This is a genomic window from Microbacterium sp. NRRL B-14842, from assembly GCF_050470785.1.
Genome location: NZ_JBFLUM010000090.1, coordinates 1 through 24,130, shown reverse-complemented (window position 1 = coordinate 24,130; position 24,130 = coordinate 1). Strand labels below are relative to the sequence as shown.

32 protein-coding genes are annotated in these 24,130 nt (G+C 66.4%); 20 read left to right on the top strand and 12 right to left on the bottom strand.

Annotated elements, in window-relative coordinates; translation table 11 throughout:
• The 8 genes from AB1285_RS26550 to AB1285_RS26515 all read left to right on the top strand — a co-directional run.
• Nucleotides 1–271, top strand: a 271-nt coding sequence (locus AB1285_RS26550; protein WP_429978227.1) for a hypothetical protein, incomplete at its 5' end; no start/stop codon positions are given.
• A gap of 526 nt (nt 272–797) precedes the next feature.
• Complete coding sequence (locus AB1285_RS26545; protein ID WP_193599313.1) at nt 798–2,093, top strand: hypothetical protein; 1,296 nt, start codon at nt 798–800, stop codon at nt 2,091–2,093.
• Nucleotides 2,094–2,374: 281 nt separating this feature from the next.
• A complete protein-coding gene (locus AB1285_RS26540; RefSeq protein WP_429978226.1) occupies nt 2,375–2,545 on the top strand; it encodes a hypothetical protein in 171 nt (56 codons plus the stop codon).
• Nucleotides 2,546–2,558: 13 nt separating this feature from the next.
• Nucleotides 2,559–2,999, top strand: a complete 441-nt coding sequence (locus AB1285_RS26535; protein ID WP_005050713.1) for a hypothetical protein — start codon at nt 2,559–2,561, stop codon at nt 2,997–2,999.
• Between the two features lie 508 nt (nt 3,000–3,507).
• The gene (locus tag AB1285_RS26530; RefSeq protein ID WP_429978225.1) at nt 3,508–4,164 is read left to right on the top strand and encodes a hypothetical protein; all 657 of its coding nucleotides are present in this window, start codon (nt 3,508–3,510) and stop codon (nt 4,162–4,164) included.
• Nucleotides 4,161–4,445 carry a hypothetical protein gene (locus AB1285_RS26525; protein ID WP_005050718.1) on the top strand — a complete coding sequence of 95 codons (285 nt, stop codon included), beginning with the start codon at nt 4,161–4,163 and terminating at the stop codon, nt 4,443–4,445. Before AB1285_RS26530 ends, AB1285_RS26525 begins: the two co-directional genes overlap by 4 nt.
• A 233-nt stretch (nt 4,446–4,678) precedes the next feature.
• Nucleotides 4,679–4,834, top strand: a complete 156-nt coding sequence (locus tag AB1285_RS26520; protein WP_429978224.1) for a hypothetical protein — start codon at nt 4,679–4,681, stop codon at nt 4,832–4,834.
• A 5-nt stretch (nt 4,835–4,839) separates the two neighbouring features.
• Complete coding sequence (locus AB1285_RS26515; protein ID WP_254385480.1) at nt 4,840–6,081, top strand: hypothetical protein; 1,242 nt, start codon at nt 4,840–4,842, stop codon at nt 6,079–6,081.
• 303 nt (nt 6,082–6,384) lie between these two features.
• Here AB1285_RS26515 and AB1285_RS26510 read toward each other — a convergent pair whose 3' ends face one another.
• Entirely contained in the window at nt 6,385–7,608 is a 1,224-nt protein-coding gene (locus tag AB1285_RS26510; protein ID WP_370428831.1) for an IS256 family transposase, read from the bottom strand.
• A 152-nt stretch (nt 7,609–7,760) separates the two neighbouring features.
• Here AB1285_RS26510 and AB1285_RS26505 point away from each other — a divergent pair, with 152 nt between their 5' ends.
• The 3 genes from AB1285_RS26505 (at nt 7,761) to AB1285_RS26495 (ending at nt 10,177) form a co-directional block, all read left to right on the top strand.
• A complete protein-coding gene (locus tag AB1285_RS26505) occupies nt 7,761–8,132 on the top strand; it encodes a LysE family translocator (protein ID WP_363250050.1) in 372 nt (123 codons plus the stop codon).
• A gap of 420 nt (nt 8,133–8,552) precedes the next feature.
• Entirely contained in the window at nt 8,553–9,266 is a 714-nt protein-coding gene (locus AB1285_RS26500) for an alpha/beta fold hydrolase (RefSeq protein WP_005050723.1), read from the top strand.
• Nucleotides 9,263–10,177: an alpha/beta hydrolase gene (locus tag AB1285_RS26495; RefSeq protein ID WP_005050725.1), complete on the top strand. Its 915-nt coding sequence runs from the start codon at nt 9,263–9,265 to the stop codon at nt 10,175–10,177. The genes AB1285_RS26500 and AB1285_RS26495 overlap by 4 nt, the downstream gene beginning before the upstream one ends.
• A 51-nt stretch (nt 10,178–10,228) precedes the next feature.
• Here AB1285_RS26495 and AB1285_RS26490 read toward each other — a convergent pair whose 3' ends face one another.
• Nucleotides 10,229–10,957 (bottom strand): class II aldolase/adducin family protein, encoded by a 729-nt coding sequence (locus AB1285_RS26490; protein WP_005050727.1) that lies wholly within the window; start codon nt 10,955–10,957, stop codon nt 10,229–10,231.
• Between the two features lie 145 nt (nt 10,958–11,102).
• On the opposite strand from AB1285_RS26490, the gene AB1285_RS26485 reads away from it, so the two are divergent.
• The 6 genes from AB1285_RS26485 to AB1285_RS26460 all read left to right on the top strand — a co-directional run bounded on the left by AB1285_RS26485 (nt 11,103) and on the right by AB1285_RS26460 (nt 15,684).
• The gene (locus AB1285_RS26485; protein ID WP_005050729.1) at nt 11,103–12,497 is read left to right on the top strand and encodes an aromatic-ring-hydroxylating dioxygenase subunit alpha; all 1,395 of its coding nucleotides are present in this window, start codon (nt 11,103–11,105) and stop codon (nt 12,495–12,497) included.
• Nucleotides 12,494–13,087 carry a 3-phenylpropionate/cinnamic acid dioxygenase subunit beta gene (locus AB1285_RS26480; RefSeq protein ID WP_005050730.1) on the top strand — a complete coding sequence of 198 codons (594 nt, stop codon included), beginning with the start codon at nt 12,494–12,496 and terminating at the stop codon, nt 13,085–13,087. Before AB1285_RS26485 ends, AB1285_RS26480 begins: the two co-directional genes overlap by 4 nt.
• Nucleotides 13,084–13,398 carry a hypothetical protein gene (locus AB1285_RS26475; RefSeq protein WP_005050731.1) on the top strand — a complete coding sequence of 105 codons (315 nt, stop codon included), beginning with the start codon at nt 13,084–13,086 and terminating at the stop codon, nt 13,396–13,398. Before AB1285_RS26480 ends, AB1285_RS26475 begins: the two co-directional genes overlap by 4 nt.
• A gap of 14 nt (nt 13,399–13,412) precedes the next feature.
• Nucleotides 13,413–13,607 (top strand): ferredoxin, encoded by a 195-nt coding sequence (locus tag AB1285_RS26470; RefSeq protein ID WP_005050734.1) that lies wholly within the window; start codon nt 13,413–13,415, stop codon nt 13,605–13,607.
• Between the two features lies 1 nt (nt 13,608).
• Nucleotides 13,609–14,847 (top strand): NAD(P)/FAD-dependent oxidoreductase, encoded by a 1,239-nt coding sequence (locus AB1285_RS26465; protein ID WP_005050737.1) that lies wholly within the window; start codon nt 13,609–13,611, stop codon nt 14,845–14,847.
• A gap of 96 nt (nt 14,848–14,943) precedes the next feature.
• Complete coding sequence (locus tag AB1285_RS26460; protein ID WP_248276811.1) at nt 14,944–15,684, top strand: aldo/keto reductase family protein; 741 nt, start codon at nt 14,944–14,946, stop codon at nt 15,682–15,684.
• 99 nt (nt 15,685–15,783) lie between these two features.
• Here the strand turns inward: AB1285_RS26460 and AB1285_RS26455 are convergent, their stop codons facing one another.
• Together AB1285_RS26455 and AB1285_RS26450 are read right to left on the bottom strand one after the other, a co-directional pair.
• The gene (locus AB1285_RS26455; RefSeq protein ID WP_039712028.1) at nt 15,784–16,566 is read right to left on the bottom strand and encodes an IclR family transcriptional regulator; all 783 of its coding nucleotides are present in this window, start codon (nt 16,564–16,566) and stop codon (nt 15,784–15,786) included.
• A gap of 180 nt (nt 16,567–16,746) precedes the next feature.
• Entirely contained in the window at nt 16,747–17,112 is a 366-nt protein-coding gene (locus AB1285_RS26450) for a hypothetical protein (RefSeq protein ID WP_135012837.1), read from the bottom strand.
• A gap of 351 nt (nt 17,113–17,463) precedes the next feature.
• Between AB1285_RS26450 and AB1285_RS26445 the strand changes: the two genes are divergently transcribed.
• Entirely contained in the window at nt 17,464–18,018 is a 555-nt protein-coding gene (locus AB1285_RS26445) for a hypothetical protein (RefSeq protein WP_005050743.1), read from the top strand.
• Here the strand turns inward: AB1285_RS26445 and AB1285_RS26440 are convergent.
• A complete protein-coding gene (locus tag AB1285_RS26440; RefSeq protein WP_005050745.1) occupies nt 17,939–18,346 on the bottom strand; it encodes an AMP-binding enzyme in 408 nt (135 codons plus the stop codon). The two genes, AB1285_RS26445 and AB1285_RS26440, sit on opposite strands and share 80 nt — an antisense overlap.
• Nucleotides 18,347–18,505: 159 nt before the next feature.
• Nucleotides 18,506–18,730 (bottom strand): hypothetical protein, encoded by a 225-nt coding sequence (locus tag AB1285_RS26435; RefSeq protein ID WP_039712023.1) that lies wholly within the window; start codon nt 18,728–18,730, stop codon nt 18,506–18,508.
• Here AB1285_RS26435 and AB1285_RS26430 point away from each other — a divergent pair.
• Complete coding sequence (locus AB1285_RS26430) at nt 18,717–19,802, top strand: SAM-dependent methyltransferase (RefSeq protein ID WP_039712022.1); 1,086 nt, start codon at nt 18,717–18,719, stop codon at nt 19,800–19,802. The two genes, AB1285_RS26435 and AB1285_RS26430, sit on opposite strands and share 14 nt — an antisense overlap.
• A 268-nt stretch (nt 19,803–20,070) precedes the next feature.
• Here AB1285_RS26430 and AB1285_RS26425 read toward each other — a convergent pair whose 3' ends face one another.
• From AB1285_RS26425 to AB1285_RS26400, 6 genes are all read right to left on the bottom strand, one after another.
• The gene (locus tag AB1285_RS26425) at nt 20,071–20,496 is read right to left on the bottom strand and encodes a hypothetical protein (RefSeq protein ID WP_005050749.1); all 426 of its coding nucleotides are present in this window, start codon (nt 20,494–20,496) and stop codon (nt 20,071–20,073) included.
• Nucleotides 20,497–20,928: 432 nt separating this feature from the next.
• Complete coding sequence (locus AB1285_RS26420) at nt 20,929–21,753, bottom strand: hypothetical protein (RefSeq protein ID WP_047801722.1); 825 nt, start codon at nt 21,751–21,753, stop codon at nt 20,929–20,931.
• Between the two features lie 61 nt (nt 21,754–21,814).
• Complete coding sequence (locus tag AB1285_RS26415; protein ID WP_429978223.1) at nt 21,815–22,351, bottom strand: hypothetical protein; 537 nt, start codon at nt 22,349–22,351, stop codon at nt 21,815–21,817.
• A gap of 17 nt (nt 22,352–22,368) precedes the next feature.
• Nucleotides 22,369–22,857, bottom strand: a complete 489-nt coding sequence (locus AB1285_RS26410; protein WP_429978222.1) for a hypothetical protein — start codon at nt 22,855–22,857, stop codon at nt 22,369–22,371.
• 375 nt (nt 22,858–23,232) lie between these two features.
• A complete protein-coding gene (locus AB1285_RS26405; protein ID WP_429977926.1) occupies nt 23,233–23,379 on the bottom strand; it encodes a hypothetical protein in 147 nt (48 codons plus the stop codon).
• 100 nt (nt 23,380–23,479) lie between these two features.
• Nucleotides 23,480–23,716, bottom strand: a complete 237-nt coding sequence (locus AB1285_RS26400; RefSeq protein ID WP_043340519.1) for a hypothetical protein — start codon at nt 23,714–23,716, stop codon at nt 23,480–23,482.
• A gap of 93 nt (nt 23,717–23,809) precedes the next feature.
• Between AB1285_RS26400 and AB1285_RS26395 the strand changes: the two genes are divergently transcribed.
• Nucleotides 23,810–24,130, top strand: a 321-nt coding sequence (locus tag AB1285_RS26395; protein ID WP_429978221.1) for a helix-turn-helix transcriptional regulator, incomplete at its 3' end; no start/stop codon positions are given.

Below are 24,130 nucleotides of genomic sequence, written 5' to 3'. Positions count from 1 at the left end.
CCGCCACCGTCCAACCGATCACCCCGGCAACAAGCGCCTGACCACGCGAACGGAGATCACCATGCGCTGCCTTATGTGCGAAGAGCCGACCACCATGTACATCCCCTCCGACGACGTCGACGGGATCGGGCTGCACAGCTGCGGCGCGTGCGGCTTCGAGATCGAAGCTCCCCGCGACGAGCCCGTGCGGATGATTCCCGTCAACGAGCGTCGAGAGCGGCCCGTCGACGTGACGACGACGACGGTTGCGAAGACCCTGCAACCTCTCTAGTATCAGTGAATGTCACATTCACTACTTTCTTACTGATCCGAGGAGTGCTCCCCAATGAGCGAAGAGGCAGCGACCGTCACCGAGGAAGTCGTCTACGTCGGCCGCAAGGCCGCGAGTAATGGAAAGCTCGCGCACTGGTATCGGACGCTCGACGACGGTGAGCTCACCAGCAAGGAGCTCGGCTCGTACAAGCCGTACACGTCGGCTCCGGTGGGCGCGATCATCACGATCACCCGCCCCGCCGGCGAGCCGACCGTGCTCTACACGGGCGGACAGTACACGCCACGGATCACCGGCAGATACGCCGACACAGCCGCCACCGACGAGTGGCGCGTGGCCGATCAAGCGGAGGCGCAGCGGGATGCGAATGAGCGGCGCATCAAGCGGGATCTCGACGGTCTGCCCGAGGAGTTCACCACGGCGCTAGACACCGTTGGTGCGCACTTCTCACGGCTCAACGCCCCGCAGCGGGCAGCACTGTTGACCTGGTCACCGCGAAGCTCCTCCGCTACTGAGGTCGACCGTCATGTCCACCCTCGATCTCCTCGACGACCGCTTCCCGCACGGTACCCCGGACGGGTACCGCCACGGATGCCGCACTGCCGCGTGCCCCGCGCTGATCCCCTGCCGCACCGTCCACACCCGCTACGTGGGCGACTACTCCTTCGCGAAGCTCATCGACGCCGGCACACCGCTCGCCGAGATCCTCGAGCGCGACGAGGCCGCGCGTGCCGAGTCGCGGCAACGGGACAAGATCGCCGCTCGAGAAGAGCGCCGTGCCGCCGTCGAAGCCACACGCCCCCGTCGACCCAAGCCGACCCCCAAACCGAAGCCGGCGCGCGCCAACACACCCAAACCCCCGCGCATGCCGAAGGAGGCGCCGGCGCCGGCGCCGACCGCACGGCCTCGCCCGTCGACGCCGCGGCCGCGCACCCATCCCGGCTACCAGTGGCTCGACAAGGCACGCAGCGACGCCGAGAAGCTCCCCGCAGAGCTCGCCAGCGCGTTCTCAGAGGCACTCGACGGCTACGAAGCGGACCTCGATCGTCACGTCGACGAGCTCGAGCAGTGGCGCAAAGACCACCGAGAGCTGCGCGGCCAGCTGCGCGCCGCGGCCGAGACCCTCAAGACGGCCACCATCGCCGCCGGCACCGGCCTCTCCGTCGGAGGGGTGATCGAGAGAGCGCTGCAGGAGGCAACCCTGCGGCACCAGTCCGCCGTCGACGCCCTCGCAGACCACGATCGCCCTTCCCCACCGGCCAGGCCACGCACACCGCGACTTCGGACCGCGCGTGCTGCCCGAACCTCGCAGCCGAGGCAGCTGCAGCCGCACGGCACCAACGCATGCCGAGCGCGCGGCTGCGACCGCCCCGAGTGCATCGAAGCCGGCCGCGAGTATCACCGGCAGTGGATGGCGAACCGGAAGGCGCAGAGCATCCCGCTCGAGCACCACGGGACCGCCTACGGCTACCAGCTCGGCTGCAAGGACCGCGACCACTGCCCCGCGGAGATCTCGTGCGCCGATGCGTCACTGGCTGAGGAACGGCGCCGACGCCGGGAGGCCGGCATCGCCCCGCAGGCCCCGCGCGTGCCCGCCGAGCCGATCCGACAGCACGTCCGCCAGCTCATGGCATCCGGCATGACCGTCCTCGAGATCGCCGACCAGGCACAGGTGTCCAAGACCGGCGTGAAGATCCTCCTCTACGGCCGCTCAGGCACCCGCAAAGGAGAGCTGCCCCGCGAGATCGAAGCAGAGAAAGCACGACGACTGCTCGCCCTGCAGCCGACTACCGCAGCCACGAAGTTCGCCCGCTCCGCCTGACACCAACATCAGGAAGGCCACCATGAACGACCGCACCACACCTACCACCACCATCACGATCCAAGTGCCCAGCACCGCACCCGAGGACGTGATCTCACGAGTCACCGCGCTCGGCGCGGAGCTCGGCGCCCAAGGCGGAATCGACCAGGTGCTCCTCGAGCTCGTGCGCACCTGTCACGTCTGCGGCTGCACCGACGAGCGAGCATGCTTCGGCGGCTGCTGGTGGGTCAACGACGACGGCACCCCGACCTCTGCTCGAGCTGCGAGGACAGGCCCCACCAATGACACAGGAAAGCACCGCCCGAACCTGCCTTGCCACCGCCACAGGGCAACGCGGCTACTGCGGACGCAAGACGTCATCGGCAGCCACCACGATCGCCGACGTGACCTGCAAAGACTGCGGCGCAGCCGTGCGTGCAGACCAGCAAGCCGGCATCCTCACCCCGAGCTGACCGCGGCGATCGCATGCTGACCGCCAGCTGGTCATCATGGACTCCCGGACGCCCAGGAGGCGCGCTGCGCGGCGTCATCGACGACGTCGCCGACAAAGACACCCACCAGTCCGGCGAACGAGTGTGGCGCTGCGCCCACCATCACACCACCGAGGCCGACGCCACGCGATGCGCCACCACCGAGCTCAAGCGCCGCCAGAACGCCCGGCCGCTGAACTGGTCCCAACGAGTCACCATGCGGATGATCGCCGATGGCCGATCACTCTCCGGCGGCGCCAGCTACCTCGACACGACAGGCCTGGGGATCCCCGGCGGCACCATCCAGTCCCTCCGCAGGCGAGGACTGATCGAACGCTACTCGTGGGTCGAACCCGGCTGGGTGCTCACGAAAGTCGGCGTCGACGCCATCAACAGCGGCGCGTGCGACGAACCCGACAGCGGCCCCGACGACTGACCGCACCGACCTCCACAACCCGGATGTCCGCGAACACCCCCAACATCGGCCTATACCCAGCAAGAAGGGCCTGCAGCAACACCATGCACGGGGGTTCCCCCACCGGGCATGCAGGCGTATAGTCAGTGAATGTCACATTCACTGTTCGATTGAGGAGAAACGCCATGACCATCACCCAGACCGCCGCCCCCACGGGCACCGCGGTCACCATCACAGGAACCATCCGCACCCCGCTCACCTCGTCCGCCGCCTCCCCGACCGCCGAGCACGAGTAGGGTTCCGCGTCGACACCGACGCCGGCCCCTACAACGTCCACGCCAACGGCGCCCTCGCCGAGCTGCTCCGACTGACAACGCACCGCGGGGACCGCGTCACCGTCCACGCCCCCGCCGCCACGTTCAGCCACCCTGACCAGACCATCCCCGACCTCGAAGCCGACAGCGTCGAACTCGACCTCCACTGACCCGCGACGAAGATGGACACCACCGACGCACTACCAGGGAGCACCATGACCCGCATCTTCCACGTCAACGGCAAGCCCGTCGACGTCACCGACGCCGCGGCCGTCCAGGCACTCACCCCGGACGAGTACGCCGACCTGCTCACGCAGAACCCTCAACGACACCGACGCGAACGACACCGAGATCATCGGACTGCGCCAGGACCAGCCGCCCACCGGCACAGGGTTCATCATCATGAATCCGCCCACAGAGGAGGCCGAGCATGCCTAACCCCGCCCCCACCACGACCGGCACCGACAGCTCCCTCCTTACCCCCATCCAGCGCCAACGCGCACTCACCCTCTCCGACGCACTCTGGCGCCTCCGCACCGGCCAGCACGACGCCGGCGGACGACATCACCCTGACCATCCCCGCACCCGCCATCGAAGGCATCGAGAAGATCCTGTTCGCCCTCGCCGAAGGGGATCTGCGGTTCGCGTCCGTGCGGGCCGGTCAGCTGATGGATGGTGTCAGCGCGGCGCTGCGCGATCGCGCAGTGGGGGAGCAGTGGCGGGCGGCGTTCGATCACGCCCGCCAGGACGGACACAACGAGGCCGAGGCGCGTGAGTTCGCCGACGAGTACGCCGCCTACGTGGAGGACCGGCAGTACGAGCTGCGCGACCCCGACCTGCCGATCCCCTCACCGAGCGAGTACACCCGATGACCGGGGCTGCGCCGTCGTCCGTCACTCTGGATGTGCGCGCGACGATCGTGCGAATAATCCAGCAGCACACCGACGAGCCTGACGAAGAGGCAGGTTTCATCGCCGACGACATCATGGACGCGCTGAACCTGGGCAGTGAGCTCACGGTCGCCGTCCCGAGGCCGCGGCGCCGCGGCGAGCATGAGTGGCCGTGCGCGCTGTTCTACACCGGCAATTGGAAAGGCCAGCAGCCACGCGCCCGATGCAGCTGCCCGCCGGTAGCGGATGGGTCCGTGTCATGAAGGATCCACGCCAGCTCTCGCAGGCCGAGCTCGACGAGTACCTCGACCAGCTCATCAATGAGGGGAACGATGACAGCCCCGAGTTCACCGCGCGTACCAGGTCTGGGAGGAGCTCAACGGCTGACCCAGACCTCGACCGCACTCCTCGGGGCCCCGCTCACCGGCGGGGCCCGATTTCTGTCCGCGAACACCCCCAACACCGGCCTATACCCAGCAGACGAACGGGAGAGGCCATGTGCGACGACATCGACCACGGAGGGCGACGGTGCCCGTCGTCGACAGCCGCAGGGCAGCGGCGTCGGCGTGCGGAGAAGCGTGAGCAGAACGCCGAGAAGCAGCTCGAGGCCTTCATCGGGGCAACCCCGTCCGGCCGGTCTCTGGCGAGCTGATGCGAATGAGCTCCCGCCCCAGCTACTACGACACCGACGAGTGGATCGAGTACGAAGACACCCTCCGCGCCGCCGCGGAACGCCACGGCATCGAGATCTCGGAACTGCAGCACGCAGACGGGCTCTGGGAAGGCGCATCTGAACCAGCCGGCGCCTACATCGTCCGTGCGGACAGCTTCGAGCAGGTCACCGACTGGGCGGGAGAGCTCGCAGGACGGTATGAGCAGGACAGCATCATGGCCGGGTACTTCGACCCGGACGGACCTGACCGGGTTTACAGCTTCGCCGCCGACACCGGCTCGCAGCTGCAAGTCCAGGAGACTCTCGACATCCTCCGCGCCGCCGGCGCACCAGGTGGCAGGCTCTACGACGGCAAGCTCGAGATCGCCGAACCCGCCGAGTACCCGCTGCCGGCATCCGCCGTGAACGCGATCGCCGCACGTCTCGGCACGTCGCCCACCTTCGCTCGAGCGCACGTCGCGTTCGTGCCAGGCACCGACAGCTACCAGCGCCACCAGCCCATCAAGGAGATCCAATCGCTCAGAGAGCGATACGCCGACGCGCACGGGTTCCCGCAACGCAAACCCATCCCCCGGCTGACCGAGCTCGACGACATCGCTGCAGCGCGAGCCTACGCGGCCGCAGCGCACGAACCCACCCACCCACAGGTCGCCCGGTCTTACCGAAGCCTGCGCCAGCACATCGGCGCGCAGTGGGACATGCTCACGGAAGCCGGCTACACCTTCGAGCCCTGGCACGGAGAGGCCGAGCAGCCCTATGCCGACTCCGCCGCGATGCTCGACGATCTGCGACAGAACAAGCATCTGTTCTACTTCCGCACCGAGGTCTCGCAGCACACCGAAGGCGCTCTACCGCCGGACCACCCGATGGCACGCACCGTGACCGTCACCCTCCCCTCGGGAGAGCGCGCGCCGATGCTCGCCAACGACGTGTTCCGCGCTGTCCACGACGCAATCGCCCACAGTGAAGGGCACCAATTCGGCCCCTACGGGGAGAAGCGCGCCTGGTGGACGCACCGGGCATGTCTCCCCCGCGAAGCGCGACTCGCGCTGTGGTGCGAGACGCGCGCACAGAACTGCTGGACCAACGCTGGCCCACACATGACTGCTGAGACCGAGCCCGGACACCCGCGCCTCCTCCGCCGAGGAGAAGAGGGCTGGATCCCGTTGAGTGACCGTCCCTACGCGCAGCAGAAGTGCTGCCGCGTGGACACCGCGCTCCTCTAGCGCGTCAGAGACCTCGGGCGATCTCGTGCGCCAGCGCCGAGGGGAACACCTCATAGTCGTCTGTACCGACCGCGAGGATCCTCACGGTCGCATCCTCCTCGAGGAAAGCGGCATTGTAGGTTCCCGCTCGAGATGGCATGAACCCCTCGCGATTCCACGGTAGTTGGCAACGGTTTCAGGGCCAGGATTCCACGCGAAATGGCATTTTCCTACAGTTGGTCCGACTCAACTCAGATGCCCGCTTGGGTGACGTCCCGCTGTGTGGTGGAGTTTCTCAACACCGTGCGGGTCAGCTGTTTTTGATTATGCCGCGGTCAGTTCCGGGATGGCCACCTCCTCGGGTTCGGTGAGGAGCAGGGCCATGGAGTGTTCGCTGAAGTAGCGGCGGTCGGCGCCGTCCCATTCGTCGTGCTGCTCGATGAGAACGTGCCCGGCGAGGCGGAGCAGCGCGGCAGGGTTCGGGAAGGTTCCGACGACGTCGGTGCGGCGTTTGATCTCCTTGTTGACCCGTTCGAGGGGGTTCGTGGACCAGATCTGACGCCAGTGCTGGAACGGGAACTGGCAGAACGCGAGGAGCTCGTCTTGCGCGTCCTCGAGCATGCCGGCGACTTTCGGATGCGACCGGGTCAGCATGCGCACGACTTCGTGGAACTGCGCGAACACGTGCTCCGTGTCGGGCTGGGCGAAGATCGTGCGGATGATCGACGCGACCATCGGGCCAGCGGTCTTGGGGACCGCGGTGAGCACATTCCGCATGAAATGAACCCGGCAGCGCTGCCAGCTGGCGCCTTGGAACACGGTCTGGATCGCGGCGACCAGCCCGGTGTGCGCGTCGGAGATCACCAGCTTCACCCCGCCGAGCCCACGGGCTTTCAGCGAGCGGAGGAAAGTCGTCCAGAACGGTTGCGACTCGGTCTCCCCGACCTCGAACCCGAGCACCTCACGGCGCCCATCCTGCGCGACCCCGACGGCGACGACCACGGCTTGGGAGACGACCCGGCGCCCGACACGGGCTTTGCAGTAGGTCGCGTCGAGGAACACATACGGGTAGGCCTGGTCGGCGAGGGGCCGGTCCCGGAACGCGGCGACGTCCTCGTCCAGGTTCGCGCAGATCCGGGAGACTTCAGACTTGCTGATCCCGGTGTCCGCGCCGAGCGCTTTGACGAGATCGTCGACCTTGCGTGTCGAGACGCCGTGGACGTAGGCCTCCATCACGACCGCGAACAGGGCCTGATCGACCCGTCGGCGCCGCTCCAGCAGCGACGGGAAGAACGAACCTTGCCGCAGCTTCGGGATCCGCAGCTCCAGTTCCCCGGCCGTGGTTGTCAGCGTCCGCGGGCGGGTGCCGTTGCGTTGCGTGACCCGGTCCGGGGTGCGCTCGAACGGGGCGGCGCCGATGAACGCGGCCGCTTCCGCGTCGATCAGCTCCTGATAGAGCGTCTCGGTCGCTGTCCGGATCCGGTCGGTGACGTCGGTGAGTTTCAGTTCCCCGAGGAGCTCGAGGAGGGCAGACTGGTCTAGAGCCATCGTGCGTTGTGTCTTTCTGTGAGTAGCTTTAGTCGGTTCTCACTGACCATCGCACGATGGCTCACCACGTCCTCGACGTGACACCCAGCACCGAGAACTACACCACCCCAGGGGACGTCACCCCGCTTGCGGCAGGCAGATCGACCTAGAGTGTGTTAACGAGTGAGCAGCCGCGCCGTTCAGAGGCGAGGGCGATCGCCGACGGGGCGGCTCACTCTTCTCCTCATCCCGGTGTTGCTCAGCGCGACCGGCGTCCTCGATCTCCGCATTCCTTGGCCGTGGCTCCATGGCGAGTCCGCGGGGGATCGTCCGGTCGAGCACTCACCCCTGAGAGCCCTGTCAAGGTGAGCTGGACCGGGACAGCCGCTGGAGTGCTCTATCTCGCGTGGCTGGCGTCCGCAACCCTGCGCCCCGGCGGCAACGGGCTATTCGAGACACAATCCCACGCGCGCGACTCCCGGTCGAAGCTGTTCCGGATGGGGCTCGTCACCAACCTGCTCAACCCCAAGGCCGCTGTCATGTAACTCGCGATCATCCCGCAGTTCATAGATCACGGGCAGGGAAACACGACCGCTCAGGGATTCGTTCTCGGCGGAGTTCAGATCATCGTCAGGATGATCGTCAACTCCCTCATCGTGCTGGGCGCCGGCACAATCTCCGGATTCGTGTCGACGCGACTCACATGGATCCGGCACCCCGCTCGGCGCAGTGGCGGTCACGCTGGCCAGAGAGGTCCCGCAATGCATCTCGCCCCTGAACCGGGCGATCATGCTGCAGGACCTCCGTGAGACGCCGCTCAGATAGACCGTCCTCCGGAAGCTCGACGAGTACGAATGACCCTTTCTGAAGGGATTGAACAGGACTGTTGTTCTGCACAGATTCTGCTAGGTAGAGTGGGATTCCATCCGACGGAACCCGCCGTCGGTGAACAAAGGAGTTCCAGAATGCGCATCGTCTTGGTTCATGGAGGTTGGCAGGGTGGTTGGGCGTGGGACGGCGTTGTCGCTGAGCTCACGAAGGCAGGCCACGAGGTATGGGCCCCAACCTTGCAGGGTCACGGTGACAACGACGACCGTGCAGGTGTCACGCTCTCGACCATGGCGGACAATCTCATCGGCCGGATCGCCGACAAGGGGTGGGACCGGTTCGTCGTAGTCGGCCACAGTGGCGGCGGCCCGCTCATCCAACTCGTAGCTGAGGCGATGCCGGAGCAGGTGGAGCAGGCGATCTTCATCGACGCGTGGGTACTCGCCGACGGCGAGTCGATCAATGCGATCCTCCCCGCCGAGTTGGCGAATTTCGCCCGTGGCACAGCCGCGTCCTCGCCCGACCAGAGCGTGCCGATCCCGCCGCAGCTATTCATGACGGCTTTCTTGCAGGACGGATCGGAGGAGCTTCACGCGCAGGTCGAGCCTCGTCTGGTGCCGTCGCCTGGCGGTTGGCTCGACGAGCCGATCCGTCTTCGGACGGCCGGCACCGGTGACGTGCCGAGCGGCTACATCTTCCTGCAAGAGGATCGGGCTGTGCCGCAGGAGTTGTACCGCGCATCAGCAGACCGGCTCACGAACCCGACGACCGCGAGCTCGCCGGGGAGCCATCAGGCCATGTTGACGCGCCCGGTGGAGCTGGCAGCAGCCATCGTCTCCGTTATGTCGTGACGACGTTTCGCTCTTTCGCGACTTCCGCTGGGACCGTCGCTTACGCCGAATGGCTGCCCGGCGGCCCCGCCCGTGCGACGGTGCTGCTCGTTCACGGCGGGGGGGTGGGCCCCGGTGGCTGGAGTCGAGCGATCGGCGGGCGACCCGGGTGGGCACCCCGTCTCGCCGAAGCCGGATACCGCGCGGTCGTGATGACGTGGCCTGGGTTGTCGGCTGGCGGCGCATGGGACCCCGACACGCGGCTGGATGGGGCGGCGGTCGCCGGCGCGATCGTCGAGCTAATCGCTGCGCTCGGCGGCCCGGTCGTCCTCGTGGTCCACTCCATGTCCGCCGCTTTCGGCTATCGGGTCGCTTTCCACCATCGGGATTCACTGATCGCCCTAGTCGCGCTGGCACCCGCTCCCCCCGGGGACATCCAGCCCGAGCCCGCCGTGCTGGAAGAGGACGCCGATCACATCGTCGTCCAGGGACGCCCGCTCACCTGGAGGCTTCCCCGTCGCGGCTGGTGGCATCCCGGACCAGAGTTCATCGAGGCGAAGCTGGTCGGTGCAAGCGAGCAGTTCCCACCCGGTCACCTGGACGAGCTCCGTTCGCAGCTGGTGCCAATCCCAGCCGGGCTCCTCCTCGAGCGGCAGAACGTCCGCGGTGCGCAGGTCCATATCGGCGACAGGGAGTTGGACGGCCTACCGACCCTCGTGATGGTCGGTACCCACGACACCGATCATCCGATCGAGTCGGACCGCGCGACTGCTGACTGGCTCGCCGAGCGAGGCGGCGATGTCAGGTTCGTCGCGTTGACGGCAGCGAACGTGGCTGGCAACGGCCACATGCTGATGCAGGAGTCGAACAGCGATGCGGTACTCACCCTGGTGACGGAGTGGCTCGGTCCAAATGTGCGCCTGCGGCGGTGAGGATGGTGCAGTTGATCGCGACCCGGGCTCCGGACATCTGTGATGGCCCGACTACAGCAGGAGCCGTTGCTCAGCAAGTTCCTGCAGCAGGAATCGCCAGAGATGCCCGTCGTTGAATGCGTCACCCAGGTCGGGCAGGTCGGCGAGATCGTCGTCATCGATCGGCATAGGCTCGGCCCCTGCCTGCAGAACGGCGAGGTGCACGCGAGCCAGGCTGTCGACATTGATCGCGCGGATGACGGCCTGCGGGACGCTCTCGCCGACGGCCGTGAGGCCGTGACCGCGCAGGATGCCGACCGGCCGCGTGCCGAAATCGTCCGCCATGGCCGTCGCGCGTGCGTGGTTGCGGATCAGCGCAGACGAGGGGTGCGCGGGGATGCCGCCGCGCGCCATCCGCATAGCGGGGATGTTGAAGGCACCGACAATCGGTAGCAACGTCCGTCCGGTCAGCGAGAACGCGACGACAGCCGGCGGATGCGCGTGGACGACGGATCGAGCCGCAGGATTGCGGCGCAGCAGCTCAAGATGCAGAGACAGCTCGTTCGGCGCCCGGTACCCGCCGGCGAGCTCGAACGATCCCTCAAGGGGCACGGCGAGGATGTCGTCGGCGGTGGTGAACCGCAGCCCCCGCTCCTGCGGTCCGCGGGCTCGGATGAGGACGGTGTCGTCGTCGACCCGCAGGCTGACGTGCCCGAGGATGTCGTCCACGAGCCCCCGGACCGCGAGCACGCGGCAAGCATTGGCGACGAGCATGCGTTCGTCGACGTAGTCGTTCATCATCCACTTCTCCTTCGAGGCGTGATCTCCGATTGCGAATTCCTGGAAAATCTAGCAGAATCAGATTCTGTCTTAAAGAAAACCGGTCTCGACCGACATCATCTTCAAGGCGCGGAATAGGACTCTGACATCAGGAAGCAGCGACCCAATGGCGAGCAAGACGACGATCTTCGAGGACGTGCGGCGCGGCATGATCCCGGCGCACATCTATAACGACGAGGAGATCTTCGAGCAGGAGAAGAGCAAGCTCTTCAGCCGCGCGTGGATTTTCGTCGGACATGAATCCGAGATCCCTCAGCCCGGTGACTACGTGGTGCGGCATGTGCTCGACGACTCGTTTATCGTCGTGCGCGATGAGAGTGGTGAGATTCGGGCGCACTTCAACATGTGCCTGCACCGCGGGATGCAGGTGTGCCGCGCCGAGGTCGGCAACGCCTCCCACTTCCGTTGCCCCTACCACGGGTGGTCATACCGCAACGACGGCCGGATTATGGGCCTCCCGTTCCACGAGGAGGCCTACGGGGGTGAGGCAGGGTTCAACAAGAAGGGTGCACGACTGCTCCCGGCGCCGAACCTGGACACATACAACGGTCTGATCTTCATCAGCATGGACCCGAACGCGCCGACCCTGCGGGAATACATCGGCGACTTCGCGTTCTACCTCGACTACTACACCGGGCAGAGCGCCAAGGGCATCGAGCTGCGTGGCCCGCAGCGGTGGCGCGTCAACGCGAACTGGAAGATCGGCGCCGAGAACTTCGCCGGCGACATGTATCACACGCCCCAGACCCACACCTCGGTCGTCGAGATCGGGTTGTTCCGTGAGCCGAAGGCGGAGAAGCGCAAGGACGGCAACACGTACTGGGCCGGCAACGGCGGCGGCACGACCTACAAGCTCCCGCCGGGCAGCCTCGAGGAGCGGCTGCGCTACGTCGGATATCCCGACGCGATGATCGAGCGGATGAAGGAGCAATGGTCGCCTGAGCAGCTCGATGTGATTGGCCGTGACGGGTTTATGATCTCAGCGGCATCGCTCTTCCCGAACATGAGTTTCGTGCACAACTGGCCGAAGGTGGAGGACGGGGACGACGTGCTGCCCTTCATCTCGATCCGTTCGTGGCAGCCCATTAGCGAGAACGAGACGGAGGTCTACTCCTGGTTCGCGGTCGATGCCGAGGCGCCGGAGGAGTTCAAGGAGCTCTCGTACAAGGCCTACCTTATGTGCTTCGGTAGCACGGGAATGTTCGAGCAGGACGATGTCGAGAACTGGGTCTCGCTGACCACGACTGCCAAGGGTTCGATGGCTCGACGGCTCCTGCTCAACAGTCGGATGGGGACTCTCAAAGACGACACTCCGGTCGTCGCTGCGCTGACGCCTGAACAGTTCGCCGGTCCAGGCGTCGCGCACGTTGGTTACGGCGAGTACAACCAGCGTCATCTGCTCGATCGCTGGGCCGACTACCTCGACACCGATGACGAAGTCGAGGTGCAGGTCGCGAGCATCGGTACAGGCATCACCAACAACGGGGAGGCACCCGCATGATGAACACCGAGACCGGTGTCCAGATATCCGAGCAATCGCCTCTCGGCGCCCACGCCACGCGCGCCGATCGAGTCGGGCGGTCCCTACTGTTCTCCGACGAACTGCATCTCGAGGCGCATCGTTGGTTGATTGAAGAGGCTTACACCCTCGACGAGCAACGGTACGAGCACTGGCTTGAGACGCTTACAGAGGATATTCACTACATCATGCCGGTGCGTCAGACGACGGCTCTCGGGTCTTCCTTCACGACGGCGAGGGGGATGTCGCACTGGGACGAGAATAAGTACTCGCTCAGCCGCCGGGTCGCGCGATTCCTGACTGAACACGCTTGGACGGAGGACCCTCCCTCACGCCTGCGTCACTACGTGACGAACGTGCGCGTGTTCCTGTCCTCGGTCGAGGACGAGCTCATCGTCGACTCCGCCGTCCTGCTGTTCCGCAGCCGGGGAGACGTCAACGAGCCGTCAATCATCTCCGCTCACCGCGAGGACGTATTGCGTCGCGTCGGTGACGACCTGCAGTTGGCACGTCGGGTGATCATGGTGGACGAGTCGGTGCTCCGCACCCAGAACCTGGCGATCTTCCTGTGAGCGGCCTCGACTGGGAGGGTGCCGACGTCGATCGTGATGCCGCGGCGGCTGCGGCGGCGGAGCGCGAGCGTCTTATTGCCCGCACCGTCGGAGAGCCGCTCGTCATCGCCAACGAGTTTTCGGAGATCGAAGTGCGCCGCGTGGAAACTCACAACGGCACGAGGCTACTGATCGACGCCCCGAAAACTGGCCAGTGGATCGCGATCGACCCCATGGAACTCGAGGCCCTGACCTGGCAGACCACGCAGACGTTCTCCGAGATGATCGCGCGGCCTGACCAGCCGATGTTTCCCGAAATGCGACCGCAGTAGAAAAGGAGAGACCGATGGCACGGATCATCGCCGACCGCAGCGCCTGCCAGGGCTACGCCAATTGCGTTGTCGCCGCGGGCGACTACTTCGACCTAGATGACGACGCCCTAGTGATCGTTCTGCGCGAGGACCTGCCCGACAGTGACCGCAAGCGAGTAGAGGAGGCGGCGCGCAGCTGCCCCGTCTCCGCCTTGGTTGTGGAGGACTGACGTGTCGCGGGTCGTCATCGTCGGCGCCTCTGTTGGTGGGCTCAAGACCGCCCAAGCCCTTCGAAGCGAGGGATTCGAGGGCGAGATCGTCCTGATTGACCAGGAACGCCATCCCACCTACGACAAACCTCCGCTCTCGAAGAAGTACCTCACCGGTGAGACGGCGCGACACGAGATCGAGCTTCTCTCCGAGCACGAGACGCGGGGGATCGGAGCCATCTCAATCTTCGGCACGCCCGCGGCATCCCTCAACCTCGAAGGCCAGGTTGTGACGCTCGAGGACGGTACAGCCGTCTCATACGACACACTCGTGATCGCCACCGGGTCACGCGCCCGTCGCTCTCCGTGGGGTGAAGGTGAGCATATTCACTTGCTGCGTACCAGCGGCGATGCCGAGCGCTTGCGGGATGAGCTGGCCACAGCGCGGCACCTTGTGGTCATCGGCGCAGGCTTCATCGGGGGGGAGGCTGCCGCAACGGCGATCACGGCGGGCGTACGGGTCAGCATGGTTGACCCGTTCCCGGCGCCGATGTCGCGGGTGCTCAATGCCGAAGTCGGCCAGATCTTCAGCCGCAAGTATGCCCAGGAGGGCGTCGAGGAGTACTTCGGAAGGACAGTCGAAGGCGTCGAACAGACGGCAGACGGGGTGCGCGTGGTGCTCGATGGCGGCGAGATCATCGAGGCCGATGCAGCTCTCGTCGGTATCGGAGCTGTGGTCAACACAGAGTGGCTCGAGGGTTCCGGCATCGAACTCGACAACGGGGTGACCTGCGACTCTGGGCTGCGGGCCATCGGGCATCCTGAGATCTTTGCCGTCGGCGATATCGCACGTTGGGCGAGTGCGTCGCGCAACGTCTCGCTGCGCCTCGAACATTGGACCAATGCCGTTGATCAGGCTCGCGTCGTCGCACACAACATCGTCCACCCTGATGATTGCGAGGACTACGACACGACCGAGTATGTCTGGAGCGACCAGTACGACTGGAAGATCCAGATCGTCGGGCATACCGGATCTGATCACTGGACGATGGTGGGCGACCCTGCGCAGGACCGCTTCGCCGTCGTGTACGGCGAGAGCCAAGGGCAGGCCGAAGGTGCCGTCATCGTGAACTGGCCGCGTGCCCTCGTCGACGCCCGCCGCTCGGTCGCCTCGCGAGCGAAGGCGGACGAGCTGATACATCGGCTGCGCGCCCTCCTCGAGCCCTCGAGCACGGCTCCGGCGAAGGCGGCCGCCCGATGAGAGCTGACGACACCACCCTCCCCCTCCTGCACGGTCACCGCATCCCGCGAATCGGGGTGGGCACGTGGCCACTCACGGGAGACGATGTGCGCAACGATGGTCGAGAAGGCGGTCGGCTACGGTTACCGCCTGTTCGATACGGCGTACAAGTACGCGAATGAGGAGGCCGTCGGTGCCGGTCTGCGTGCATCGGGCATCCCTCGTGACGAGGTCTTCATCACGAGCAAGTTCAACAAGGAGGACCACAGCGTCGAGGGAGTGCAGCGCGCGTACGACCGATCGCTGAAGACCCTTCGCGTCGACTACCTCGATCTGTTCCTGATCCATTGGCCGGTTCCGGCCCTCGACCGATACGTCGAAGCGTGGAAGGGTCTGGTGAGACTGCTCGAAGAGGGACGAGTGAAGGCGATCGGCGTCTCCAACTTCAAGTCTCACCACCTTCAGCGCGTCGTCGACGCGACCGGTGTCGTCCCCGACGTCGATCAGATCCAGCTCAGCGTCGACATCGCCCGTGTCGAACAGCGCAGCTTCCAGCGCGCTCACGGCATCCTGACCGAGGCGTGGAGCCCGCTCGGACGCGGAGGAGCCCTGCTGTCCGATCCCGCGGTGACCGCGATCGCGTCGAAGTATGACAAGTCGCCCGCACAGGTCCTACTGCGCTGGCACATCGAGGAAGGGATCGTTCCCGTCCCGCGCGCCGGCGATGAGAAGCATCTCGCGCAGAACATCGACGTCTTCGATTTCACGCTCAGCTCGGAGGATATGGCGACGCTGAGTGGGCTGGATCAAGGCGAAGAAGCCGCCCGCGACCCGGACGATCCGGCCAACGGGCACTGAGGCCCACGGCGGCGGGTCGGTCGCTCCCGCAGCCACGCTCATCAGCGGCGTGTTCGCGTGCGCAGCGCATCCATGGGCGCTACGACGACCCGGGCCGGTTCACCCCAACAGTTCGGCGAGGCGGATCGCGGCGTCCTGCAGTGACCGCGCTAGGGACTTGACCTTGCCCGGCGGTAACCGCTGCACGGGCGCGGAGGCGTTGATCGCCAGTCGCAGTCCCGACGAGACGTGGACCGGGACCGCGACGCTCGCCACGCCGTCCTCGCTTTCCTGCCGATTCACGGCATAACCGTCCAGTCGTGTCCGAACCAGTTCGGCGACGAGTTCGTCTCGGGAACGTATGGAGTTCGGTGTGACGATCTCGAGCTGCTCGTCCGGGTACAGCCGGAAGAGCTGCTCGTCGCTCAGCTCGGCAAGCAGCGCCTTGCCGGTCGAGGTGCAATGCGCCGGCAGGGTCTTGCCCAGTCTCGAAACCACGCGCACGGCCACATCGGGCTCGGCAACGGCGAGGAATCGGACATGGTTGCCCTCGAGCGTGCCCAGGTGGCAGGTCTCACCGAGGGCGGCGCTGAGGTCCTCGAGGATCGGCTGCGCCAGTCTCGGGACATCCATCCTGCGCAGCACCGAGAAGGCCACCGTCGTCAGCGCCGGGCCAGGGCCGTAAGCCTTGGTCACCGGGTTCTGCCGCACGAAGCCGCGCCATGCCAGCATCGCGAGAAGTCGGTGCGCGGTCGAGGTCGCCACCCCGAGGAGGGCACCGGCGTCCGTGAGCCGCAGCTCGTGCTCCTCACCCAGCAGCAGGATCAGCTTCAGCGCGTTGTCGACCGACTCGATCGGATACTGGGGTGGATCGCCCGGCGACCCGAGCTGTCGATTCTGCACGGCAGAAAGCTTACTTGCAACGTGGGCGCGCTCCTCCTGCACCGCGCGCTCCGATGCCGACCCGACAGGCGGGAGGATCGTCTCCGCGGTGCCACTGCAGCCCGTGCCACCCCACGCCGCCCGCGTGGCTCCCTGTGACGGCCCCGACGGCCCAGGCGCTCTACGGTCGGAGCAGGACCTTCAGGCTGCTGGACGCGTCGCGGGACTGCTCGAAGGCGGCGGCGGCATCGTCGAAGGCGAACTCGTGGGTCGCCAGCGGCGACAGATCGATCCCCTGGGCGTCGGACGCCTGACGATCGACTCGAGGACGGCCTCGTACTCGCGATGAGCGATGGCGAACGACTGCGGGTGCCACAACTGATAGATGTGTAAGCAGCGTTCCGGGTAGGAGTCCACTACCCGCCCCAACGGGATGTCTGCACGCGCGACGCAGCAGCGGAGGAACGCGTGGTGCGCCACCAGCCAGGCGTCCATGTCACCGACTGCCAGCGCCGCATCCATTAGCGTCCCGTACTCGCGCGAAGCGCCGATCTCGGAGCGCAGCATCCGTCCACCGTCCGGCGCGCGCCTAAGGACTCCAGCTGAAGCCGGACACCGTAGAGCTGGTCGACCTCTTCTACGTCCGGGTGATACACCGTCGCTCGGCGATGGTATCGGCCTCGTTTGAGCCTTTCTTCCCGCAGCAAGCGAAACGCCTCGTGCAAATGACCTCCCCGTCGATCCAGGTCTTTCAACTTTCCATCCTGCGTGAGGCGGCAGTGGCGGTGACACTCCACTGCTCGGAAGAGCACTATTTCGCGCTATTGATCCGGACCCCGATGGTCGGAAGCTGTTCAGTGCCGCGTCATCGGCGCAATACGCTGGGAGACGGGGCTTCCTCTGCCCCGGGAGGACACCATGCAACCAGATAACCTCACGGTCACGGCTCGGGTGGCGCGCACAGCCGTCCCCGGGCGGCTGGACGATCTCACCGAGTGGGCGCATGGTTTCACCGGCCGGGCCCAGTCGTTCCCCGGCTACCGGGAGTCGAAGGTCCGAGTCTCGGAACGGCACCGGCGCCAGGTTGTCGTCGAGATCACGTTCGCTTCCCCCCATGACCTCATCCGGTGGGAGGACAGTAAGGAGCGGCAGGCGCACCTGCAACAGGCCGTGCCGCTCACGATCGGGCAGGCCCGTCCACTGACTCCGGACGCCCTCACCGGTGCAATCCCGACGGCCGGTCCCGCGCGCCCGCGGTGGTGGACGGCGATTTTAGTGTGGATCGCGCTGGTACCGCCTGCCATGTTCAACGCCTACTTCATCGCTCCGCTCCTGACCGGCCTGCCGCCGTACCTCCAGATCCTATGTACGACGCCACTGACCGTCGCGTGCGTCATCTGGGTGATGTTGCCTCTATTGCACGCGCTCGAGGAGAGCATCCGCCACTGGCTCGCGTGGCGGCGCGGGCGCTGAGCGTCTGCCCCATTAGGCGCTGTCGCGGCGGGCAAAGCCCTCTCCGCTCCCTCTTGTCAATCTTGCCTACCTTGGTGAGGGGCATGTCGTCGACGGCGATCAGCCGCTCGGGGTGCTTATGCTTAGCCACCCCGGCGGACTCCATGGCGGCGCGGATCCGTTCGAGCCCGAGCGGGCCGCCCTCCTTGAGACTCACGTAGACGCATACCCGCTCGCTGAACACGGGGTCGAGCATCGCGACGGCGGCCGCTAGATCGAAGCTGTCATAGCGGTAGACGAGGTCCTCCACCTCTTCGCACGAAATCTTCTCGCTGCCTCGGTTGATCATGTCGAGATGTAGCCATCCTCGGTGAAGGACCGCGCGTTCGTCTCAGGTGCGCGGTAGCATCCGCGCGGGGTGTAGCGGATCGGTTTCCTGCTCGAGCATAGATCGACGGCTCATCAGATGCCTCCAGAGTTCTTTTCGTCGGTTATGTCGGTGTGGTGATCAGCGGCGGCGCTGGCGCTTGCCGCCCCAGAACGCGCGGACTGCCATGGTGATCGCTTCGTCTTTGGTGAGGCGATCACCACGGGCCGCGGCTTCGTCGCGTGCCTGGTTGATGTACTCGAAGACGTCCGGAGGTAGTCGGAAGGTCGCGGGGTGTTTTTCGATGCGCTGGACATTGTACGGGCCGCGCTTCTTGCCGGTGCGGGGCGACGTGTCACACCCCAATCAGGGCGGCTTCGACGTCGTCATCGGCAACCCACCCTACGTCAACCGGCGCGAGCTCAGCTACCGCATCACCGGCTTCGAGACAGACAACGTCGACGACATCTACGCCTCCTGCTGCGAGCGCTCGGCGCAGATCACGCGCCCGGATGGCCGGCTCAGCCTGATCGTTCCCATCCGCAGCCAGTTCGCCGATCGCGACGAGTCACTGCGGAAGTTCTACGAGCGGCGGTTCGATGCGATCTGGGTGAGCACCTTCCAGGAACGCCCGGCTGCCCTGTTCCAGGTGAAGGTGCGCAGCACGATCATCACCGCCGCCGGGTATGGCAGCGTCTCCGAGCTGCACACGACGCTCACCCACAGCTGGATCGAGGCGTTCCGTCCGCATCTGATGGCGACACTGCGGTATTCGCTTCGGCCCGCCGGCTCGCGGACCCCGAACTGGATGCGCGCCAGCAGCGACGCGATGTTCGAGCTGATCGACACGCTGCTTGCGAAGGGCACGATCTCCTCGACGCCGCTTGTCCGTGTGAGCGACTACTCCGTCGGTTTCAAGAAGACCGCCACGTACTTCCTGAGCACGTACACGGTGCCGCCGGTCACCTACGACAAGACCACGCACGCCACGGTGCCCCTCAACGAGGGGAAGCTGTTCGTTCAGAACCGGAAGGACCAGCTCGCGGCCAGCGCGATCGCGGCGTCGCGGCTGGCGTTCCTGTGGTGGACGTTCACGGGCGACTGCTTCAACGTCACCAAGGGCACGATGTCGCAGATCCCATTCTCCCCGCACGCTTACGGGCAGGACACGTTCGATGCTCTGGTGGAGCTCGGCGAGAGGATCGAGGAGGCGCTGCCGGCCGTGCGCTCCTGGGATCTCAACTCCGGGAAGTACGTGGGCGGGTACGCGATCCCCGAACTGCGTCATCTCACCGGTCAGGCCGACGAGATCATGCTGGAGGCGATCGGCCGCATCGATCTGCTGCCGGAGATCCAGTACGCCCACGCCCGGATGTACAAGAGCACCGGGATTTCCGCGACGACACTGCGAAAGTTGCCGTTCGAGGTCGAGGTGTGACGCGCGACATCCGCACGGGTCCTTTGCCCTCGAGCGACTGCGATCGTTCGTCCGGGTCAGGATCCTCTGAGTGATGGATATGACAGGTAGGCGCTACCGGATGAGTTGACCCATCTCCCAGTCGCCGAGAGGGATCGTCCGACAAGTTCTGTCAGCGGTCCAAGCGGGACGGTGGCGGTCAGGTTGATCATCGCCGCACAGCATAGAACGCGTTCTCGAACTCGATGGGCGGGACGACACACCGACAGCGGTGGGGTGCCTACCCTTCTCAGGCGGAGTCACGGAGCGAGGTGACAAGCTCCGCGGGGAGGGCAAAGACCTTCTCGAGCAACGGGAGAAGGTCCCGGACTGCCTCGAGGTGCTGCTCTTCGGTCAGATCGTCGATCGCCGGAGGCTCGTCGCCAGTCCAGCCGATCGCTTCCGCCACGATCGTCAGGGACCAGGAGTCCCACCTGAGCCGCCCCTCGGATCGCAGCTGCTCCCGGAACTGACCGAGCACGCCCACGGGCTGAAACGCATTGCGATCGCGCGCGAGCTCGTCGCGAACGTACAACATCGCCGTTTCGAAACCGAGCAGGAACGTGTGCACTCGCTCGAACGTGACGGGCTGCCCGATATACATTCCGGATCGCTTCACGAATGCCTCGGCGATCGAGTAGACCGGCAACTCGGCCGGCCCGTTAGTTTCACTCATCTCGACTTCCCTGCCAGCAGCTCAGGAGACGGTCATTACCCGCGGCGCCGTTTGCGGCCCCAGTAGGCGCGAAGCGCAACGGTGACGATCTCGTCCTTGGTGAGGCGGTCGCCGCGGCTGGCTGCATCCTGCTTGGCCCAGTCCATCAGTTCAAGCGCGTCGTCGGGGAGACGGATCGAGACGGGCTTCTTCTGGACGTAGACGACGTTGTAGGGCCCCGCTTCTTCTTCGCCGGCGGTGGCGTCTCCGCCTCGGCCGACTCAGGAGGCGTCGCGCTCGCCGCTGCCGGCTTCTGGCTTGCGCGAGGTGCGCGTGCGGGTGCTTCGGACGTCGCTGCCTGGTCGACGTCGCTGGTGACTTCCTCAGCGGGGGGCGCGGCCTTGCGTGCGCGGGGCTTCGCTGCAGCTGTGGGCTTCTTCGGGGCGGCCATGGTCACTGACCACCTCCTCGGTTTCCACGGCGGCGAGCGCGGCGCTCCTCGATGCGCCGCTTCTCTTCCATGCTGATGAGCTCCGCCGGCGACAGCGAGCGGGGGCGGCGAGTGCGGCCGCGCTCGGCCTGCCTCTGGTACTCGGTCGTCTTGGCCGTGCTGACGACGTTGAGGGTGACGCCGGTGATGGTGTCGCGGCTGGTGTCGAGGTTCACGTATCGGTTCTTCGACTCTTCGCGGAACCAGCCGAGGGCGTCGCCGCCGTTCTCGTGGATGCGCTTGAGCATCGTCGAGGCGTTGTACGAGTTGACCTCCATCACGCGGCCGTTGGAGAAGGTCAGGTGGGCGGTGATCTGCTTCTGCTTGTCGTGGGACTGGCCCTTGGCGGCGTTGCGGACCTGCTTGATCAGTTCGGCGTTCGCCTGCTCGCGGCCCTTCGCGGTGCGGCCCTTGGGGATGCGCATCTCGATGTACCGGTCGCCCCCGGTGGCGTATGCCACGTCGACGCGCAGCCGACCACCCTGGCGACCCTCAACGTAGGTGCCGCTGAGGTCTTCGGGGATGACGGGCTTGGCGCCGGCCTTGCCTCGCACGGGGGCGATCGAGCCGTCCTTGCGCCGGCGCCGCGGCGGGACGTGGGTGAGGCGTCCGGTGTCAGCGAGCTCCTGGAGCGCCTGGCGGTAGAGGGCGCCGCTGGTTTCGCCGTTGAGGATCTTGCGGACCATTCGAGGCGAGCGGTGCAGCTCCTCGGCGATCTCGGCCGTGCTGATGCCCTTGCGCCGCAGATCGCGGATGAGGTCTTGGGCGGTGCGCTGCTGGTCAGCCATCAGCCCTTCTCCTCTGCCTGCTCGAGCGCCTTGGCGATGCCGGCCCGCTCGGCACGTGCTTTCAGCGCGTCACGCTGCCGCAGCGTCTCCGGCGTGATGAAGGATCCGTTGAGGTAGCCCTGCAGGCGCAGGCGCCCGGTCTTGCCGTCGTCGCCGCCGCCGATGAACCGGTCCGGCAGGGACCACGCCGGCAGCTTGGTCGTGTAGATCGCATCACCCTGGATGCCGATGAGCGTCGAGGGGTCGACCGTGAGAGCACCGAGGTGTAGCCGCCGAGGGAGCTGGGGCCGTGGAGGACGCGAGCGCGTGCGCGACCCCAGACCTGGGCGGCGAGCTCCGGGTGGTAGAAGCTTCGGGTGCGGTCGTTCGGGCGCGACGGGATGCGATAGATCCAGAGGTTGCCCTGTCGCAGCATCTTGGCCCTGTACTCGGGCGGGACGTCATCGGGCGACGCGGCGACGCGGGTCTCGTCGCGGCCCGCGGCGGCGAATGCACCGATCGAGTGCAGCATGATGTTCCGCAGCGCGGCGAGCACAGCGCGGCGCAGGTCCGGGTGCATCTCGTCCTGCAGCTGGACTCGCTCGCGGGCGCGCGTCATGCGCTCGGTGAAGGTGTCTAGAGGCTTGCCTTGCGGAACACCACGGCCTCGTGAGGGCGGATCTCCCACCCGTGCTTGAGGGCGACGTGGATCTCGCTGCCGTCGGCCCAGGTGTCGTGCACCGCTCCGGGCCGGTTCGGATAGAACCAGCCTTCGCGAACGTCCAGGTGCTTCACACCGAGCAGGCCAACGTGGTTCCAGCCCTGAGGGACGCGGAACCGCACGTGGAAGCGGGCGCGCGCGTAGGGGTCTTGCTCGAGCAGCTCGTACGCGGCGGCCTGGTTCAGCCGGATCGCGGGGCCGATACCGAGCTCGCGCCCGACGCCGGCGAACATGAACCGGCCGTCGACGTAGGCGAACTCGCTGATCTTCTTCGTCTTGGCCGGGTCGATCAGCGGGACGCAGTCCTCGTGCTTGGCGAACGACTCCCCCGCGACCAGGTGGTCGTAGTGGTGCAGGCCCGAGGTGAAGTGGATCTCCTGGGCGATGTCGTCTTCGACCGGCACGGGGTTGATGTTCTTCGGCAGCGACAGCGCCCACAGGTTCGTTCCGGTGGCGGCAGGGCTGTTGAACAGGCGCGCGTTCTCGTCGGCGTGGCGAATGATCGACGCGGTGACGTTCCAGGCCAGACGAGCCTGGGCAGGGGTCAGCGGCCCGTCGCCGAACCACTCCTCCGCGGTGCGGACTTCGATCTTGAAGCCGGGTGACCGCGTGCTCGAACCGACCGGTGGGCGGGCCGTTGTTGACCCAGTGGGCTCCGGGCTTCCAGTTCGGGGTCTGGACGTACAGCCAGTGCCGCACGCCAGGCGCAGGCTCGGGGCGCTTCCCGGTCAGCATGATGCGGTTAGCGCCGTACGAGGCAGCCGTGTCGAGCAGGTCCGTCAGGTTGGGGTTCTTGCGGCGCTCGCCGATGACGGGGCGAACGGGCGTGCCGGCGTCGGTGACGCCTTGCCGGTGGTCTGGTCGACCCAGATCGTGGGCACGTCCTTCGGCGTCCACGGCTTGGGTCGGTAGTTCAGCTCGTCCATCTCACCCCCTCATTCGTCAGGTTATATTAGTCAAGAGTGCTTGAAAATTGCAATCAGATTTCGCAGTCGACGGGCGCTCCATGAAGGTCTGGCGGGGTCGCTAGGACGCGAGGCGGCCGCCGTAAGAGCGCCCGCGTCCGTGGTAGGACTTCTGCGCCTTCCGCAGCCCTTCCTCGGTCATCCCCAGCAGGAGGGCGATCTCTCGCTGGGTCAGCTCGGCCGCGCGCGCCTCGTCGACGACTTTGCCGCGGCGTTCGCGCAGCTCGTCCGCTTGCGCGAGCTGCTGGCCGATGCGACGGAGCTCCTCACGGATGGCGTCCGCGTCCTTGTTAGCCATGCGCCCCAGCATCCCCAACCAAGTTGGGTCTGGTTGCCGCGGCGCGCCGTAACCGCGAAAGTGGTTATATTCATCCAGCTGAGAGGAGCGCTGATGACCGGACGGCACCTCACCACGGCGGACGTCGCCGAGAAGCTCGGCGTGTCCGTCGTCGCGGTCTACAAGATGCGCTCCATCAGCAACAAGCTGCGCAGAGCCGGCCAGGAGGGTCCTCTGCTCCCCGAGCCGGTTGCCATAGAAGGCAACTCCCCGCTCTACGACGAGGCCGCGATCGACGCATTCGCGCAGGAGCGCGCGCGCAGGGCGCCCTCGCAGCGCGGCCGCCGGCCGCGACTGATGCCGGGACTGGCGCGCGATGCGGCTTTCGCGGAGCGGTTGCGGGCGGCGATCGCGGACGGGGCGGGGGCGCCCGAG